The following is a 15,337-nucleotide window of genomic DNA, read 5'->3' on the forward strand; positions in this document are numbered from 1 at the left end:
GCGATCACTCCCGGCCGAGTATCGCCGCGGCGCTCTCGACGCCTTCCCGGGTGCCGATCACGATGAGGGTGTCCCCGCCCGCGAGCCGGAAGTCCGGCGCGGGCGAGGGGATGGCGTCGGCCCGCCGCAGGACCGCCACCACCGAGGTCCCGGTCTCGGTGCGCAGCCGCGTATCGCCGAGCACGCGCCCGTTCCAGTGCGAGGACCCCGCGACCTCGATCCGCTCGGCGACGAGACCGAGGTCGGTGGTGTGCAGCAGGTTGGGGCTCTGGTGCGTCGGCAGCAGCGCGTCCACCAGCGCGGCCGCCTCGCCGGAGGACAGCCGCAGGGAGAGCGCGCAGGCGTCCGGGTCGTCGGAGCGGTACGCGCTGATCGTGCGCCCGCCGTCCCGGTGCGCCACGACGGAAAGGCGTTGCTGTTCCCGCGTGGTGAGGTCGTAGCGCATACCGATGCCTGGCAGTGGCGTTCGGCTCATTCGTGGAGCTGACACAGCTCTCCCCTGGTACTGATGGGCGACTTCGTGCACATGCCACCCTATCGGTCCAGATTTTACTAATACTTGGTGGTGTGCGGCCTCAGTTCCTTGGTGGTGTGCGACCTCAGCCGGGGATCGTCTCGATCCGCTCCCGGTTGAGGAGGTACACGGGCAGGTGCGGCTGCTTCGTGGCGACGGGGAAGTCGAAGTCGTACGCCAGGCAGGCCATCGCGAGCGGGCCGAGCGCCACACGGGCGCGCGGCGCCCCCGAGTCGCCCCAGTACCCGCCGTGGTGCGCGACAGCTTCGGCGAGGGCATCGCCGAAGGCGTCGTGCTCGCGGGTGATCAGCCGGTGGAAGAGCGCGATGGCCTGGTAGTCGATCCGGTCCGCGTAGTCGTGCGGGGTGTGGGCGAGCGACTGGGGCATGGACGCCTCGATGGCGGCGGAGAGCTTGGCCACGATGTCGTCCATGGGGTGCCGGCTCCAGAAGCTCTGGAGCGCGTCGATCCAGTGCAGGACGTACGCGTCGACGGAGTCGTCCTGCCGCAGCACCTCCAGCGGCACCTGTGCGAGACGGTCGGCCCGCTCCTGCTGGCGGCAGACGAGCGCGAGGTAGAAGGCGTCGAGCCAGGCACGGGCGTCCGCCGGCGGCGCCGCGGGGACGGCGGGGAGCGTGCGTACGAGGTCCTCGCCCAGGTGGCACTCCTGCTGCCGCGCGCCGGTGAACAGCGCGGAGCCGAGCTGCACGGCGGTGGCCCAGGCGTCCCAGGTGTCGATGTCGGACACGTGGGGGTCGGTGGCGCAGTGCGCGTGGGCGAGGGAGAGCGCCGTCGCGAAGGCGTCGCCGAGACCGGCGGGATTCTCGGCGAGGCCGGCTATCCCCTCGGCCGTGGCGCGGGTGAGTTCGGCGGTGCCCGGGACATGGGCGGCGGCGGTGCGGGTGGCGAGCCGCCCGGCCCCGTCGAGGCGGACCAGGCCCCTCATCAGGTTGAGCAGCTCCGGCGGCGGCCGCAGCGAGAAGGTGCGGGTGTCGTGGTCGATGACCGTGAGGCACGTCAGGCCGCCCCGGTGCCACCAGTAGACCCGCGGGGACAGCGCGCCCGGCCCGTCCTCGAAGGCGCCGAGTGCGTACGCGGCGAGGTCGTTGACGGCGTGGGCCACCGACCCGTCCGTCAGCGGGTGGAAGGCCAGCAGGTGCCGGGTCGGTACGACGACGAGGGCCCCGGCGGCCGGCAGCGGCTCGCCGGTGACCTGCTTGGCCAGCTCGGACAGGAACAGCGCCTTGCTCGCGACGAAGTGGGAATCGCCGTACACGGAGTGCAGCAACGCCCCGCCCTCGCGCGGCACTTCGTCGTGCTCGACGGGCGCGCGCATCAGGTTCGCGTACGCCGCCTTGCCCAACTCCTCGAGACCGGCCCGCTCCACATCGGCGTCGGTGAGGATCCGCACGCTGGTGGGCAGGTCGAGGGCGTACGCGAACACGAGACCGTCGGCCACGACGCGCGCGTAGCTCATGGCCGCCACGATCTCCGGGCTCAGCGAGTCGGTGGGCAGCAGCCGCGCGTGCACGCCCCGGAGCAGTTCCTCGGCACTCTCGCCACCTGAGGCGTCGTCAAAGTGGTTCATCCCCGCGACCCTACGATCCCCGCCCGCGAGGAGCCGACACGGGGGTGGTGCGCCCGCGCAACCAGGCGGCCCGGGTTGATCGTCATAGTGGCCGCGACTGACGCGGTGACCGACGCGATGACCGGCGCGGTGGCTGACAGTGCGACTGACAAAGAGACTGACACACGGGGGCATACATGGCTGAACGCGAACCAATACCCGCACCCGAAGGCCGGGTGGCCGCCCTTGCGGAACAGGCCCGCCTGGGCCGTTGGCGGATGGGCGCCGGAAACCGCGCGGGCCTCACGGGCAAACAGTGGGGCGACGCGCGGCTCCACCTCTACGAAGAGGGCCTTGTCGTCACCGACCCCGACAGCCGCGAGTGGGTGTTCCGCTGGGAGACCACAAGCGTCCACCAGAACCTGTCCACCCTCAACGGCATGACGCAGGACGCCACCTACATGCTCGTCGGCGCGGACGGAGTCGCCCTGTCGGTCGGCCGCGGCGGCAACGGCCTGTTCAAGCGCGACCTGCCCGGCGTGGGCGTGAACTCGCACACGCGCGGTCCCTTCGTCGTGTACGAGGGCCAGTGGGGCCCGGAGATCCAGAAGGGCGTGCTGCGCGCCCAGGGTAACGCGGCGCTCGAACGGCTGCAGCGGGGCGAGACGTTGACGTACGGAGGAGTCTCCTTCGACCGACACAGCGTCTCGGTCAAGAGGAAGTCCGTGCCCTGGACGGAGGTGGCCGCCGCCGAGGTCATGCACGGCAGCCTGACCTTCAACAACGCCGCCAACCGCGGCGTGCTGAGCTGCGCGATCCCCAAGGTCGCCAACCTGCACCTGCTCCTCGCCCTGGCGGACCGGTTGAAGGGCTGAGCGGGTCGGCTGTAGGACTGAGCGGGTCGGCTGAAGGGCTGGGCGGGAGCGCCCGGCCCTTCTCAGCGACTGCCTGTGACCGCCGCCGGCTAGTGGAGGCCCGCGACCGGCTAGTGGAGGCCCGCGACGTCGGCGACCTTGCTGAGGGTCGTGGCCGCGCCGGTGACGTGGGTCGTGGTGATCCGGCCGGCCTCGAGCCGGTCGGCGGTCTTGGCCAGGGGCCGGACGGTCGCGGCGACGCCGAGGTCCTCGATCGGGTTCTTGAGGGCCTTCGTGCTGAGCCTGTCGGAGTCCATGAGCTGCTTGTCCGTGCCGCGCGGCTCGGGGGCGGCGACAGCGGGGGACACGGCCCCCACAGCGAGAGCGACACCTACGACACCGGCAGCGGCCTTGGCGATCTTCACGTGCGGATTCCCTTTCGTACGGCGCGCGCCCGCGGGAGATGCGACGGCCGGACCGTCGGAGTGCCATCGGTCGGACACTCTCGAGGCGCGCTGCCGCAACGCGTAACCGCCCCTGGCCGGGCGAGGTGACGGCGGGTCACCCGTAGGGCCCCGCGTGCCGGCCCCAGTGCCCGCGGTGGACGACGTCGGACGCGCCGCGTCGGCGGTCTTTTGCGATGTCTCCCGGGCGCGCGGTCCGCATATGGTCCGGGTTCTGGCCTTGATTGAGCTAGTGGTACAGAACGGGAGAGAGCGAGAGAGGCTCGGTCAGCCTCCTAGGTACGCGCCCCGGGCGCGCGAGCCGTCTTCACCGCCGCCGCTCAGCGCCAGCTCGAGGCTATCGACACCCGCGAACCGTCAATATCGCTCAGCAAGGGCCTCACCTTCGGCCTCCGCGGGGAGGTGATCGGCGCGCACTGACGGGTACACGCCCTTGCCGGAGCCACATGCCAGCGTACGCCTCGCCACACTATCGGGGTGGCGGGATTTGAACCCACGACCTCTTCGTCCCGAAATGAGGTTCGGTCAAGATCACTACCGGCCGTGCTTGATATCTGTGCAGGTCAGACTGTTGGTCTCGGTTGGTGTGGCGGGGTGCCGCAAGGGCTCCAGGAGAAGATCATCTCCCAGATTTCTCCCAAGGGCGGTCGCTCGTGGTGACGTCGGCCCCTTCCGGCTCTGTTGCTTGCGCAAGTTTGCGCGCGGTAACAGTGGTGGGATGCCGGATCAATATTTCGGTCAACGACCAGCCTTCCCTCAAACGGCTACCAGGCGCCAATGGACTCCAACAGGCGGTGGAGGTCGTGGGCCGCCTCGGCGGGGCGACCAGCGTGGAACGATCAGGGTCGCCGGCCTCGCGGGGCCAGACGGCGACCAACGGATCAAAAGTCCTGGATAGGGCCGTCCCGATGAGTCCGGGCGGTCCTCCTCTGTCTGGACTTCCCTGGTCAGGACACATACACGGTGGCGCGTGATCCACGCTGTACCGGGGCGTGGGGCGCCGTCCGCTCACGCATCGGCTGGGGCCCCTGGGCTGCCCTCTGCGCCTGAACCGCGATCGTGACGGCCCTGGGAGCTACCAGCGGAGTACATCCCGGGCGCCCCGCGGCGGCAAGGGCCGGGCTCTGCTCAGGGGATGCAGGCTACGGCGATGGCGAGCCTGTCCTCGAAGTGGGGAAGCCGGTGATCAGTCCGTTCTCGACGACGAAGTGAACGGCGAAGGACGAACCGTACGGCTTGCCCGTGGCGCGCACCCTCCCGGCCAGATGGCCGGTGATCACGTCATGGACATCGTCTGCGACGACGGTGTCCGTCTTGGCCCGCCCCGGATCGGGAACCACCCCGGCGGCCAGTGTTCAGGTCGGGGGCGCAAGCGCACGGCCTGCGGGCTGTGGTCGTGCACGGCCACCTCGATGCTGTCCGGGTGCGCAGTCAGCTCCAGGGTGGAGGTGCCGCCGACGGATGTTGCGTGCCCCGGCCTGCGGCCCGTATCCCGGCGGTGACGGCCTTGCGCCCGCCCGCCACGGCTGTTCGAGGTCGATTACCTCACCTTCGAACACGCGAAAATCTATATTGGCCAGAGTAGACATTGGGTTGTGGCGTGGTTATGGTTTCTCTCGTAGCCGAGATCGAGCAAGGCCCGGCAGAGACGAACTGCCGGGCAGCAGTACCCGCAGTTGCAGTGCGCAGGACCGCAGTTCACGCAGTAGCAGTTCGGTAAGTGCAGTTCGCAGTACCCAGCAGTGAAGTCAGTGAGCAGCACCTCGGTGAAGGCGTCGGCTGCGGACGCGCGCACCGGGAAGTTCGGCAGTGGGGTTCTAAGCCAGAGCAAACGCAGGACGGGCGACGGGGCTGGCTGCCGAAGAGTGGCGCTGTCACAGGCCGCTGAGCAGTTCGCATCACCAGCAGTACGCAGGAGAGCAGTACCAGCAGTGCCCGCTAGGTAAGTGATTGATCCCAGAGGGAAGAGACGGAGGAGCCGAGCGCCATCAGGATCGCCCGGGCAGAAGGCTGAGCCCGGGTACCGCAGGACATCGATAGTGAGGTGGTCTCCGGTCAAGCAACCGCGATCCCTGCGTCCCCGACAGCATCTCGGTCGGGCATGCGGAAACAGGAAGTCGGCGCAGTACTAGGGCCGGCAGATGGTGTAGCAGTTCCTTCGGGGCCCTGGTGCCGTACGGCACCAGGGCCCCTCGACGCGTTCCACAGAGAGGTGCAAGTGACAGCAGACGACTCGTTCGGCCGTCTCGATGACGACGACTACCCCGCCTACACGATGGGCCGGGCCGCCGAAATGCTCGGCACCACCCAGGGCTTCCTCCGCGCCATCGGCGAAGCCCGCCTCATCACCCCGCTGCGCTCCGCGGGCGGCCACCGCCGCTACTCCCGCTACCAGTTGCGCATCGCCGCCCGCGCCCGGGAACTCGTCGACCAGGGCACCCCCGTCGAGGCCGCCTGCCGCATCATCATCCTCGAAGACCAGCTCGAAGAAGCCCAGCGCATCAACGCCGAATACCGCCGCGCCGCCGAAACGGAGAACCCGACGACCGCGGGCTGAGAGCCGCAACTTCCCCTGACTTCGCCGTGGCTCCCGGCTGTGCATGCTGCGGCAGCCATGGCCGACGCCCGAAGGCCATCGATGACGACATGCTGACCTGCGCCGTCACGCGGTGGTCACGGCTCACTGCCGCATACAACGTGCTGGGCGTGGGCTTGCTCGGCCACGATGCAGGCCGGACCGATGACGAACCGGCGCCGAAGATTGGGCTGTGCGCGGACTGCCGTGGGCCCGGCCTGCGGGCCCACTCCCCATAGGGCCGCTGCCGGGTTGCCTCTGGGACGTGGTGACGTCGTGCGGCGGGGCGAGGGCTTCGGAAAGGGGGGAGCTGGGGAAGCCCGCTCGCCCTGCGGTGGACAGTGTTTGGTTTCCTGCGGAGCGCCGGGTCGCGGCACCTTTCGTCCATCTCTGTTCGGGTGCTGGAGGTGGTGTCACGATGTCCCACCGCGCAGCACAGTGGCGTGGGTCAGCGGCGAGCGAGTTGCCGTTCGCCGCCCGCGCCCGCCTGGTAGGTCAGGCCGTAGTGTTGGAAGACGGCCGCTTCCTGCTCGGCGGGGAGCACGCCGTCGGTGTCGATCGAGGGGGCCGCTCGTACGAGAGACTTCGCGTAGCGCACCTTGAGGTAGCCGGGTCCCGCGATCGCTTCGTCGAGGGGGACGAAGAGCAGCCGGTGGCGGGTCGGCAGGCCGGTCCGCACCGTGGCCATGGCCGGTTCGTCGGTGCTGGTGTCGACATAGACGGCTTCAAGTACGCCGATCTTGTGCCCTTCGGTGTCGACGACGTTCCGGTCGCGCCACTCACGCACGTCGGCTGTTTGGATCATGGCCTTCCCCTGTCTGGATGCTCCCCGTGGTTGATGCGTGGTGGCCACCATCGCGTGGTGTCGGGGCCATCAGCCGGACTCGTCGTCGGACACACCGGAAGCGGGACGGTCACCGGTGGTGTTGCTCGTCCTTGCGGTCCTGGCGCCTCCAGCGTGCCTGGTGCTGCCGTCGGTAGCGGCGGTCCCAGCGCTCCTGGCGGTCCCGGTACGCCCGGTAGTTGCGGTAGTCGAGATTGCCGCCCTGGCCCCGGCTCCCCGCACCGCTCCGGCCGTAGTGCACGGCCACGAAGATCAGCACGGCCGCGGCCGCCCACCACAGGGGATTGAGGAAGCCGAAGCCGAACAGGGCCACGATGAGGATGGCGAACAAGACGATCACGGTGGGCCTCCCCGGGCGGAACGGGACCTCGCTGCCAGGGACTGGGGCCTCGCTTGTCAGCGTAGTCCTGCCATACGGTCGTGGATATGCCTTGGCGCGGCGCGCGTTGCTTCGGCGCAGATGGCCACTTGACGCCTTTTGAGGAAGTGAGACCGCCACTAGCGTGCGCCCTGTCGCCCCGGTCCCAGGCAACGTCGATTGGTTGTCGCGCCCCTGAGAGGGCGCGCCCCGCGCTTCGGAGCCGGCTGCCCGCCGCATCACGCGTGCGTTGCCGCCCTTGCCTTCACCGCCTCAGCAGCACTCCCGCCCCAGGCCCGATGCGCCCCGTACGGGCATCTCTGCTGTGCCCGTCTCACTGCACGCGACCCACAGCAGGCGGTATTCATGTATGCGCTGGTCGCTCTCGTTCCCTTCGTCCTGCTCGCCACCGTGCTGGGCCTGTCCTGGTGGGAGGACCGCATCCTGCCACCGGCCGCCCCGGAGGCCGCCCCCGTCATGACTCCGGTGACCTCAACAGCCCCACGCCCAGCGTCCACCCCCACGCCGCCCAACGGCCGTTGACAGGGGCCACCACCGGGCGTTGACTGACGGCACGACGTAGGGCCATGCCGCTCCGGACCGTTCGGTCGACGCATTCCGCCTTCCCGCTTCGCCCAGACCCCGCGGAAACCAGGAACATCTCCGCGTGATGCTGGAGGCTCGGCCATGCTCTTGTGGATTCTTCTCCTTCTGCTGATCCTGGTGATCTTCGGGTTCGGCTTCGCCATGCAGGCCCTCTGGTACGTCGCAGCGGTACTGCTGGTCGCCTGGATTGTCGGCTTCTTCAGGCACGGCCGCGGCAGGGCCCGGTCCCGCCCGTAGCCGCCACAGACAGCACGGCGCCACGCCCACCCACCCGGTACAAAGCGGGGACAGCCATGAATGCTGGACGCAGGATCAGGAACAAAGCACAGGCGGCCAAGGGCCGGATCACCGAGCGCCTTGGCCGGAAGACCCGGAACCGGCGGCTGCAGCGGGAAGGCCGGGCCGACCAGGCCTCCGGAAACCTGAAGCAGTCCATCGACAAGGCCAGGGACGCCTTCCGCCGCTGACCAACAACGCCCCGGGTGGCACTCACGCCGCGTGGACGCCACCCGGCAGGCACCAAGCAGGACACAACTCAAAAGAGGCTGATGGGATTGCAGCAGAGCAGTCAACGGAGCCTGAGCCGGAGAAGGCAGCCATGTTCACCGTCGTGATCATCGCTGTGATCGTCATCGGAGTGGGAATCCTCCTCCTCATCGGACACACCCCGGTGCCCGGAGGCGGCAGGTGCAGCCCCAAGCGGCACTTCGGCTCCGAGTACGAGCGGGCCATCGCTCGGCATGACGGGGACGTGAAGTCGCCCAAGCGTGAACTCGGGGGACGCGTGTGTGGACTGCCATGGGCCCGGCCTGCGACCCCACTCCCCATGGAGCCGCGGCCGGGTTGCCTCGACCGAGGCGCTGGGGCGGGAGGGCCCGGCGGCGGGAGGCGCACGGTCGACCAGGGTCCGGGGCCGCTTGGTGAGCGTAGTTGCGCTGGGCGAGTAAGCCCAGGGGGATTTCGCGCCGGTCAGGCCGCAGCCTGCGGTGCTATGGGTGCGGGCAGTTGGTCCAGGATGTCGAAGCCCAGTCGTAGTCGTGGGTGGTTGAGCAGGTGCAGGGTTGCGGGGCGGGTGCAGATCAGCCGCAGGCGGCCGCTGGTCCGGGCCCTGGTGCGGTCGAAGAGCCAGGCGCCGGTGCAGTCCATGAACTCGACCGCACGCAGGTCGATCAGGAGGTCGGCGCCGCCGGTGTAGGTGAGAGCGTCAAGGCGCAAGGTGATGCCGGGAGCGGTGTGGATGTCGATTTCGCCGCACAGGACCACGAGGGTGCAGGTTCCGTGGGGGCGGACTTCCTTCACGCAGACCGTTGCAGGGGTCGGGGTCATGGCGACCCTCTTCTCCGAAGGCGGATGTCCGTCAGGACGGGTGACCAACGGGATCTGGGTCGGCATTTCAAGGTAGCTGACTGTGCTGATCACCTGACGGGTTGTGCAGAACAGCTGCGGGCGTGCGGCCCGGCTGCTATGCGGCGACGGGACTGGGCACCCTGGAGGTGCTCCCCTGCAGAGCGGCATTGCATCGGACACGTCAGAGCGGGCCGTCTGTGTTGTCGTCCAGGCGGAGCCGGCGGGCCAGTACGTCACGGGTGACATCCAAGAGAGGCCGGCCATGGCTGAAGGCGTGGCCGCGCAGTCGGATGAGGGCGTGGTCGCAGTCGGTGTCCAACTGGTCCGCGAGCATGCCGGTGGCCTGGTGGACCTCGGAGAAGTAGAGACCGGGCTCGTCCAGCAGTGGGGTGGCGGGCAGTTCGGCGCGAGTGGCGGTGGCGATGGTGATCTGGGCGATGGTGTCGGACAGGCCGAAGGCATCGGTCAGTTGAGCGGTGGACATCGGGCCGGGCCGGGTGCGGTGACCGGTGAGCGCGCCGAGCGCGATGATCCCGATGCGCAGGGGGAAGGAGAACACGGCGTGTACGTTCAGGGCTTCGATGGCGCCCAGCAGGCCGGGCCAGCGGTCGGTGGCGAATGTGGGGGCGTCGGCCACGTCGGGCAGCAGCATCAGTGCCCCGTGGCGGGCGGAGTCCAGGCTTGGTCCTTGGCCCTGGACTTGCTGCAGATCCTCCAGCGCGAGGGTGCGCTCGCCGTAGGACTGCACCAGTTCGGCCGACCTGCCGCCGGGGGCCAGGAGCAGGCCGAGACCGTCCAGGCCCAGCATGTCGGCGCAGGCGCCGAGGGGCAGGGGCCCCATGCCGGTCCCTGTGTGGGAGCTGAGGGTGCGCAGATAGTCGGCCAGCGCCGGATGGGTCACCGAAGCTGCCCCCTTCCGGGCCCGGTGCAGATCAGCCGACCGTCGGCCCACCAGTCAGTGCCGATGGGCGGACGCTTCACTGATCGCGCCGGGTGAGAAGCGATGTGTCGGCTGTGCCCTGCAAGATCTGGCGGGCGATCTCGGTGAGTCGCGTCCGGTGATCGCGTGCGTAGCGGCGCATGAGGGTGAACGCCTCCTCGACGCCGGTGCCGCGGCGGTTCGCCAGATAGCCCTTGGCCTGCTCGATGATGACGCGGCTGTCCAGGGCGGACTGCAGTTGTGCGGTCACCGTCATCTGCTCACTCACCGCCCGCTGTTGTAGGACGCCGATGGTGGCGGTGTCGGCCGGCGTCTGCCCCAGCCGCACCTGGGAGTCGGCCAATGGTCCGGGTCGGTCCCGGAAGAGGTTCAGGGCCCCGATCACCTGGTCGTGCAGCCGGAGTGGGGCCGCCACGACCGAGCTGAAGCCGAGTTCCACGGCCCGCGGCGCGAACCGGGGCCACCGCATCATGGCCGACTGCGTTGCCAGTGGTGCGTCGGGAATCTGCTTCTTGGTCCGGAAGCAGTCCCGGCATGGGCCCTCGCCCCATTCGATGCTGGCCAGTTCCAACTGGCGGGTGCGCTCGTCCGAGGCCGCGGCGTCCACCAACTGGCCGCTAGGAGTGGCGAGCAGGACCCCGGCTGCCGCCACATCCAGCAGAGCCACGCAGTGCTCGGCGAGCGAATGCAGGAATCCGATGACGTCGAAGTCCTGCACCAAGGTGTCGGCGAGGTCGACGAACGCGGCCGCCAACTGCTCCTCACGTGGAAGCTCAGGCATGCCCCACTCACCTCCAAGAGTGATCCGGGGGCACCTTCCTACAGGCTGAGACGCGCCTGCCGTTGCCCAGTGTCGTCCTCTTGGCCCGCCTTTGCCAGGTCACCTCCGAAGTGCTCCTGGGTGGCCACGAGTCGGATCCCGACCGCCAAAGTCCCGAGGGCGTCCTTCGTCCGACGAGTGGTTTCGTCCACTTCAAGCAACAGCGTCCGCCTGCCGGTTGGGGCGGCACGGGCCGGTGGCCGACGCATGCCGGCGCCAGATTCGGGAAGGTGCTCCTCGTGGCTGCGGAAGCATGGCGCAGCGCCCTGCGAGCGCAACTGGCGGATGCTTGCGAGCGCGCCTTTGAACTGCGGTGGACGGCTCGTGCACTGATTGAGGAAACCCACCGGCTGCTTGACGAGAACTACGAGCTCAGGCGTGAGCGTGCCCGGATTTTCGACGGCAAGTGAGTCCTACGGCGCAGGTACTGGGAGCCGGAGGGCGGCGGTCCTCAACCTGTCCCGACGGGTTCTTCTGCCCGTGTCCGGGTGTCGGCGGACTGGTGGGTACGACGGGCCGCGATGCGGTCCGGGGTGGGCCAGCGCACGTCCCGTACCCAGCCGAGGCGTTCGAGTAGGCGGATGACGGCGGCGGAGGGGTCGATCTGTCCGCGGTCGACGCCGTGCCGGGCACACGTGGGGTCGGCGTGGTGGAGGTTGTGCCAGCTCTCACCGAGGGAGAGCAGGGCCAGCGGCCACAAGTTGGTGGCCCTGTCGTGGCGCCGCGTGCGGAAGGGGCGCCGTCCGATCACGTGGCACAGGGAGTTGACGCTCCAGGTCACGTGGTGGAGCAGCGCGATGCGCACAAGGCCCGCCCACAGCAGGGCGGTCGTCGCGTGGACCCAGGTGCCGCCGATCGCCCAGCCGAGCGTGAAGGGGAGGACCAGGGTGAGTACGCACAGGGCCGGGCCAGCCGACGTGGGAGTGGGCGAGGCCGCGCAACTGACCGCGCAGATGCGTGCCGTAGCGGTACGGGGAGTGCGGGTCACCGGGCCGGTCGGTGAAGGCGTGATGGCGGCGGTGCGTGGCGACCCAGCCGATCACGTCGCCCTGGAAGCTCATCGATCCGGCCACCGCGAGCACGATCCGCACGGGGCGGGCGGCCCGGTACCCGCCGTGGGTCAGGCCGCGGTGGAATCCGACCGTGACGCCGAGCCCCGTGATCACATACAGGGCGAGGGCAAGCACGATGTCAGTGGGCTGGATGAGCCTTCCCCACAGTAGCCAGCCGGCCAGGCCGAGCGCGACGAAGGGGAGGACGACGATCAGCGCCGTCACCGTCACGTACAGCCGGTCGCCGCCGCCGCGCGTCGGTGCCGGGGAGTCGTCGTCGGGGAAGGGGGCTGTTCCGTCGTACCTCTGGGGTGTGGTGACGTCGCGCGGCGAGGCGAGGGCTTGGGAAAGGGTGGGACTGGCGGACATGCAAGGCTCCTTTGGCCTCGGCCTGAAGGGGAAGGCCGGGGTCAGGGGCCAGGCATTTCGTGAGAGTCGGCCCGGGGTCAGGCCGGTTTGACGACGTAGGTGCGGCGTGCCTGTGAACGGCTGCCGGTGAGCGAGGCCATGAGGGCCGGGTCCGGCGCCTGGGTGGGCAGGGTGTCCACTGTCAGGTGGAGGCAGGTGCCGCCTCCTTCACTGCCCGTGGGGTAGCTGTCGGGCTCGTCGCGGGCGAAGAACCGGCTGAGGAACCGTGCGACCTGCCGAGCTGCGTCGCCCGATGCCCGGTCATGCCCCTCGGCCCTTCGCGGCTCTGTTGGTCCTGCGCCGTGGGCGGAGGCGTCCGCGGCCCCCGTCCCGGTGGTCGCGGCGGGCCCGGACGGCGGCTGGTGCGGTGATGAAGGACTGCGGCCGCGTCGCGCTGCGGGCGCCACGACGACCGGGAAGGCGACGGCTGTACTGGTGCAGTGCGATTCGTTCGGCGTGCTGTCCACTGAGGAGATGGATCACGAATGCTCCCAGGGCGATCATCGCGAGTACGACGGCGACGGTGATGACGGTGTCCATGACCCGTCACCTCCCACCGGTTGTGCCGACAGGTGCGGCCATGGCGCCGCCCTCTGCCCCCCACGCCTCTGCCTGCGTGCGGCCCGGCGGGGCCGCCTCGGCCGGGGCTACGAGGTGATGGTCCAGCTCGTCGGCGATGAGAGCGCTGCCCGTTCGGAGGGTCCGCGGATCGCAGGCGGCGGCCATGAGCCGTGCGGCGGCTGCCGCATCGGTCTCCGGCGGGATGATCAGCAGGTCCCAGCGACCGATGCGGTAGGAGAGCAGCAGGAGTTGGTGCGGGTCCTGCTCGGCGCGGAACCAGCCCACTTTGACCACATGGCCGTTGACGGGGACCTTGCGCGGTACGACCGGCCAGTACGTCGGGTTGACCGTGACGCGTGTGATGCGGGCCCACTGCGGGTCCAACAGCTCGATCAGCGCGGGAAGTTCACGGGCGAGGTCCCGGGAGCGCGGCCACCAGGCGCCGTCGAGCAGCCCGCCCTGCGGGCCTGGGGGCTTGAGGGAGAGCCTGACCGGCGGGTGGCCGGAGGTCTTGGCGAGCGGTGTGGCTGGCGGGGCACGTTCGGTGATCACCGTCATGGTGTCAACCCGTCCCCGGACCTGGCGTGCCGGCCCGGTGCTATGGCACCGAGAGAGATACCGGCAAGGAAGCCGGTCAAGAAATGCCCTCGATAGGCCCAGAGTACTCCTGCGGCGGCCCCGACCACGGCTGTCTGACCGTTCCGTTCTGAGGGCGTACCTGCCCGTAGGGCAGTGAGCCCTCTCCAACCTGAGTCAGAGGGCGGGTAGTTGAGAAAACCCGTCAAATCCATCGTGGGCGGTGTCGGCGTGCTGCCACACTCGGGGTCCATGAGCGACAGCATCGACGACGACATCGCCAGGAGTCTCGACGCCTCCGTCGGCACCAAGGCCGTGGCCATCAGCTATGACGTGATGGACGCGGCGACGGCAGTACTCGCGCAGCATCTGCCGACCGAGACCTTGCACGCCATGAAGCTGGCCTCAGGGGAGCACCTGGCGGCGATGCTGGCGACCGCGTATCTCCAGGCGGTTCCCGTCGCGGTCGACGTCGACGGGGGCGTGGATCTGACGTTCGACCTGAAGGCATCCGACGGGCTTCACCTGCGCCGTAAGACGCTGCTTGGGCGGGACGACGCCGAGTTCGCCGACTTCGAGGTGAAGTCGATACCCGGGACGTTTCGGGAGAAATACCTTCCAGCGACCACCCGGGCCATGGAACGGGGGGAGGAACAGCCGCCGGCGCATCTGGCGAAGGCAGTGCCCGCGAACAACGTCATCGAGGCATCCGCCGCCGTGATCGGTAAGGCTGCCGGACAGCTGCGGAACAAGTCCTCGCCCGACCGGGCGAGGGTGGCGTTCATCGTGTCGCACTTTCTCGACCGGCCGTACGTGGAGTGCTTCCAGCCGCTGATATCGCAGGCGCTGGCGCCGCTCGATCCGCCAGAGGGCATCGACGCCGTGTGGATGTACTTTGCGCCGTCGCACGTGTTGGTGTGGTCAGCTGCAAGCGGCTGGTCAGATCTGCTCCTCGGCAGCTTCGCAGAGGAGCAGATCGGCCCGGAGCACGCTTACGGCATGGAGTTGCTGCAGCACTACGAGGGCTTGTTCTTGGAGCGTGCGGGGATCGGCAAGCCGTCGCCGTTCTTCTACGAGCTCACGGTGTCAGGGACAGGCGAGGAGTAGGTCAGACGGAAGGTTCCTTCTCAACCTTCTACTTGTGGAAGATGCGAGTGGGGGCGTCGGCCCACATGCGAGCGACGACAAGGGTCTCGACGGCGAGGCTTCTCAACCTCGCGCTGGGTCGCCGGTTCCTGGAACGCAACTATCAGTTGGTACCAGTACACGAAGGGCATTCAGGAGAAGGCCACGGCAATCGCGGGCTTTCTGACGGGCGGCCATTTCACGTCGGAGGACACCCGAGCCTTTTACTACTACGCCCGCTTCTGCCTGAAGCCTCCCGGCTAGGGCGTGTCCGATGGGTCCGGCGGCTCAGGGCGCGGCGAGGAGTTCGGTGAGGAAGGCCGTGTTGTCCTTTACGTCGTGGGACAGGGTGATGCTGTGGTGGGGCAGGTGGCTCAGTAGGTCGAGGGCGCGCTTGGGGATGAGTTGTTCGCTGGGCAGGAGTTCGAAGACGTCTGCGTAGCGGTCCTCAGTGGCTGCGGTGAAGAAGTCCTCCGCGCTTGGAGCTCGGCTGTCGTCAGTCTTGGCCGGGGTGGTGGCAGGGGTGATGTGGGGGAAGAGAAGGTGGGCGGCGCGGCCTTCGGTGGCCAGGGACAGACCGAGCCATTCGGAGAGCTGGTGGGGAAAGAGCTGGGGCTTGAGTTCCTTGCCGTTCTCGTTCCAGAGGGGTTTGCGGCGGTCGGTGGCGAGGGCGTCCAGGAGGCCCAGGCCGATGGCGGCGGCGGAGGGCCAGGGAAGGATGCGGAT

The 15,337-nt window shown here is 69.1% G+C and carries 17 protein-coding genes and 3 pseudogenes; 7 read left to right on the forward strand and 13 right to left on the reverse strand.

Annotated features, from left to right (window positions below):
* Nucleotides 1-4 precede the first annotated feature (4 nt).
* Both IEY91_RS11510 and IEY91_RS11515 read right to left on the reverse strand, forming a co-directional pair.
* On the reverse strand, nucleotides 5-475 hold the full coding sequence (locus IEY91_RS11510) for a cation:proton antiporter regulatory subunit (protein WP_164327076.1): 471 nt from the start codon (nucleotides 473-475) through the stop codon (nucleotides 5-7).
* A gap of 124 nt (nucleotides 476-599) precedes the next feature.
* Nucleotides 600-2,102 (reverse strand): immunity 49 family protein, encoded by a 1,503-nt coding sequence (locus IEY91_RS11515; RefSeq protein ID WP_189173839.1) that lies wholly within the window; start codon nucleotides 2,100-2,102, stop codon nucleotides 600-602.
* 176 nt (nucleotides 2,103-2,278) lie between these two features.
* On the opposite strand from IEY91_RS11515, the gene IEY91_RS11520 reads away from it, so the two are divergent.
* Nucleotides 2,279-2,956 carry a DUF6585 family protein gene (locus tag IEY91_RS11520; protein ID WP_164327078.1) on the forward strand — a complete coding sequence of 226 codons (678 nt, stop codon included), beginning with the start codon at nucleotides 2,279-2,281 and terminating at the stop codon, nucleotides 2,954-2,956.
* 110 nt (nucleotides 2,957-3,066) lie between these two features.
* On the opposite strand, the gene IEY91_RS11525 is transcribed toward IEY91_RS11520, so the two are convergent.
* The gene (locus tag IEY91_RS11525; protein WP_164327079.1) at nucleotides 3,067-3,360 is read right to left on the reverse strand and encodes a hypothetical protein; all 294 of its coding nucleotides are present in this window, start codon (nucleotides 3,358-3,360) and stop codon (nucleotides 3,067-3,069) included.
* A 1,374-nt stretch (nucleotides 3,361-4,734) separates the two neighbouring features.
* Nucleotides 4,735-4,855: pseudogene (locus tag IEY91_RS41740) on the reverse strand (ATP-binding protein); the annotation flags it as partial.
* 762 nt (nucleotides 4,856-5,617) lie between these two features.
* Here IEY91_RS41740 and IEY91_RS11530 point away from each other — a divergent pair.
* The gene (locus IEY91_RS11530) at nucleotides 5,618-5,956 is read left to right on the forward strand and encodes a MerR family transcriptional regulator (protein WP_164327080.1); all 339 of its coding nucleotides are present in this window, start codon (nucleotides 5,618-5,620) and stop codon (nucleotides 5,954-5,956) included.
* Between the two features lie 466 nt (nucleotides 5,957-6,422).
* Here IEY91_RS11530 and IEY91_RS11535 read toward each other — a convergent pair whose 3' ends face one another.
* Both IEY91_RS11535 and IEY91_RS11540 read right to left on the reverse strand, forming a co-directional pair.
* Nucleotides 6,423-6,779, reverse strand: coding sequence for a PRC-barrel domain-containing protein (locus tag IEY91_RS11535; protein WP_164327081.1), 357 nt, complete (start codon nucleotides 6,777-6,779; stop codon nucleotides 6,423-6,425).
* Between the two features lie 109 nt (nucleotides 6,780-6,888).
* Nucleotides 6,889-7,158 carry a hypothetical protein gene (locus IEY91_RS11540; RefSeq protein ID WP_164327082.1) on the reverse strand — a complete coding sequence of 90 codons (270 nt, stop codon included), beginning with the start codon at nucleotides 7,156-7,158 and terminating at the stop codon, nucleotides 6,889-6,891.
* 384 nt (nucleotides 7,159-7,542) lie between these two features.
* On the opposite strand from IEY91_RS11540, the gene IEY91_RS11545 reads away from it, so the two are divergent.
* The 3 genes from IEY91_RS11545 to IEY91_RS11555 all read left to right on the forward strand — a co-directional run bounded on the left by IEY91_RS11545 (nucleotide 7,543) and on the right by IEY91_RS11555 (nucleotide 8,249).
* Complete coding sequence (locus IEY91_RS11545) at nucleotides 7,543-7,719, forward strand: hypothetical protein (protein ID WP_164316744.1); 177 nt, start codon at nucleotides 7,543-7,545, stop codon at nucleotides 7,717-7,719.
* A 144-nt stretch (nucleotides 7,720-7,863) separates the two neighbouring features.
* Entirely contained in the window at nucleotides 7,864-8,019 is a 156-nt protein-coding gene (locus tag IEY91_RS11550; protein WP_189173840.1) for a hydrophobic protein, read from the forward strand.
* 56 nt (nucleotides 8,020-8,075) lie between these two features.
* The gene (locus IEY91_RS11555) at nucleotides 8,076-8,249 is read left to right on the forward strand and encodes a CsbD family protein (protein WP_164327084.1); all 174 of its coding nucleotides are present in this window, start codon (nucleotides 8,076-8,078) and stop codon (nucleotides 8,247-8,249) included.
* Nucleotides 8,250-8,751: 502 nt separating this feature from the next.
* Here the strand turns inward: IEY91_RS11555 and IEY91_RS11560 are convergent.
* From IEY91_RS11560 to IEY91_RS11570, 3 genes are all read right to left on the reverse strand, one after another.
* Nucleotides 8,752-9,108: an STAS domain-containing protein gene (locus tag IEY91_RS11560; RefSeq protein WP_189173841.1), complete on the reverse strand. Its 357-nt coding sequence runs from the start codon at nucleotides 9,106-9,108 to the stop codon at nucleotides 8,752-8,754.
* Between the two features lie 202 nt (nucleotides 9,109-9,310).
* Nucleotides 9,311-10,030 (reverse strand): ANTAR domain-containing protein, encoded by a 720-nt coding sequence (locus IEY91_RS11565; protein WP_164327086.1) that lies wholly within the window; start codon nucleotides 10,028-10,030, stop codon nucleotides 9,311-9,313.
* A 76-nt stretch (nucleotides 10,031-10,106) separates the two neighbouring features.
* A complete protein-coding gene (locus IEY91_RS11570; protein ID WP_164327087.1) occupies nucleotides 10,107-10,850 on the reverse strand; it encodes a GAF and ANTAR domain-containing protein in 744 nt (247 codons plus the stop codon).
* A gap of 278 nt (nucleotides 10,851-11,128) precedes the next feature.
* Here IEY91_RS11570 and IEY91_RS11575 point away from each other — a divergent pair, with 278 nt between their 5' ends.
* The gene (locus IEY91_RS11575; RefSeq protein WP_164327088.1) at nucleotides 11,129-11,299 is read left to right on the forward strand and encodes a hypothetical protein; all 171 of its coding nucleotides are present in this window, start codon (nucleotides 11,129-11,131) and stop codon (nucleotides 11,297-11,299) included.
* A 41-nt stretch (nucleotides 11,300-11,340) separates the two neighbouring features.
* Here the strand turns inward: IEY91_RS11575 and IEY91_RS11580 are convergent.
* From IEY91_RS11580 to IEY91_RS11590, 3 genes and pseudogenes are all read right to left on the reverse strand, one after another.
* Nucleotides 11,341-12,310, reverse strand: a pseudogene (locus tag IEY91_RS11580) (acyl-CoA desaturase).
* Between the two features lie 300 nt (nucleotides 12,311-12,610).
* A complete protein-coding gene (locus IEY91_RS11585) occupies nucleotides 12,611-12,889 on the reverse strand; it encodes a hypothetical protein (RefSeq protein ID WP_189173842.1) in 279 nt (92 codons plus the stop codon).
* Nucleotides 12,890-12,895: 6 nt separating this feature from the next.
* On the reverse strand, nucleotides 12,896-13,468 hold the full coding sequence (locus tag IEY91_RS11590) for a DUF5994 family protein (RefSeq protein ID WP_164327089.1): 573 nt from the start codon (nucleotides 13,466-13,468) through the stop codon (nucleotides 12,896-12,898).
* 270 nt (nucleotides 13,469-13,738) lie between these two features.
* Here IEY91_RS11590 and IEY91_RS11595 point away from each other — a divergent pair, with 270 nt between their 5' ends.
* Nucleotides 13,739-14,593: a hypothetical protein gene (locus tag IEY91_RS11595; protein WP_189173843.1), complete on the forward strand. Its 855-nt coding sequence runs from the start codon at nucleotides 13,739-13,741 to the stop codon at nucleotides 14,591-14,593.
* Nucleotides 14,594-14,899: 306 nt separating this feature from the next.
* Here IEY91_RS11595 and IEY91_RS11600 read toward each other — a convergent pair.
* Nucleotides 14,900-15,337, reverse strand: a pseudogene (locus IEY91_RS11600) (hypothetical protein); the annotation flags it as partial.

Origin of the sequence: Streptomyces lasiicapitis (assembly GCF_014646335.1) — a bacterium.
In the GTDB taxonomy this organism is placed as follows: Bacteria; Actinomycetota; Actinomycetes; order Streptomycetales; family Streptomycetaceae; genus Streptomyces; species Streptomyces lasiicapitis.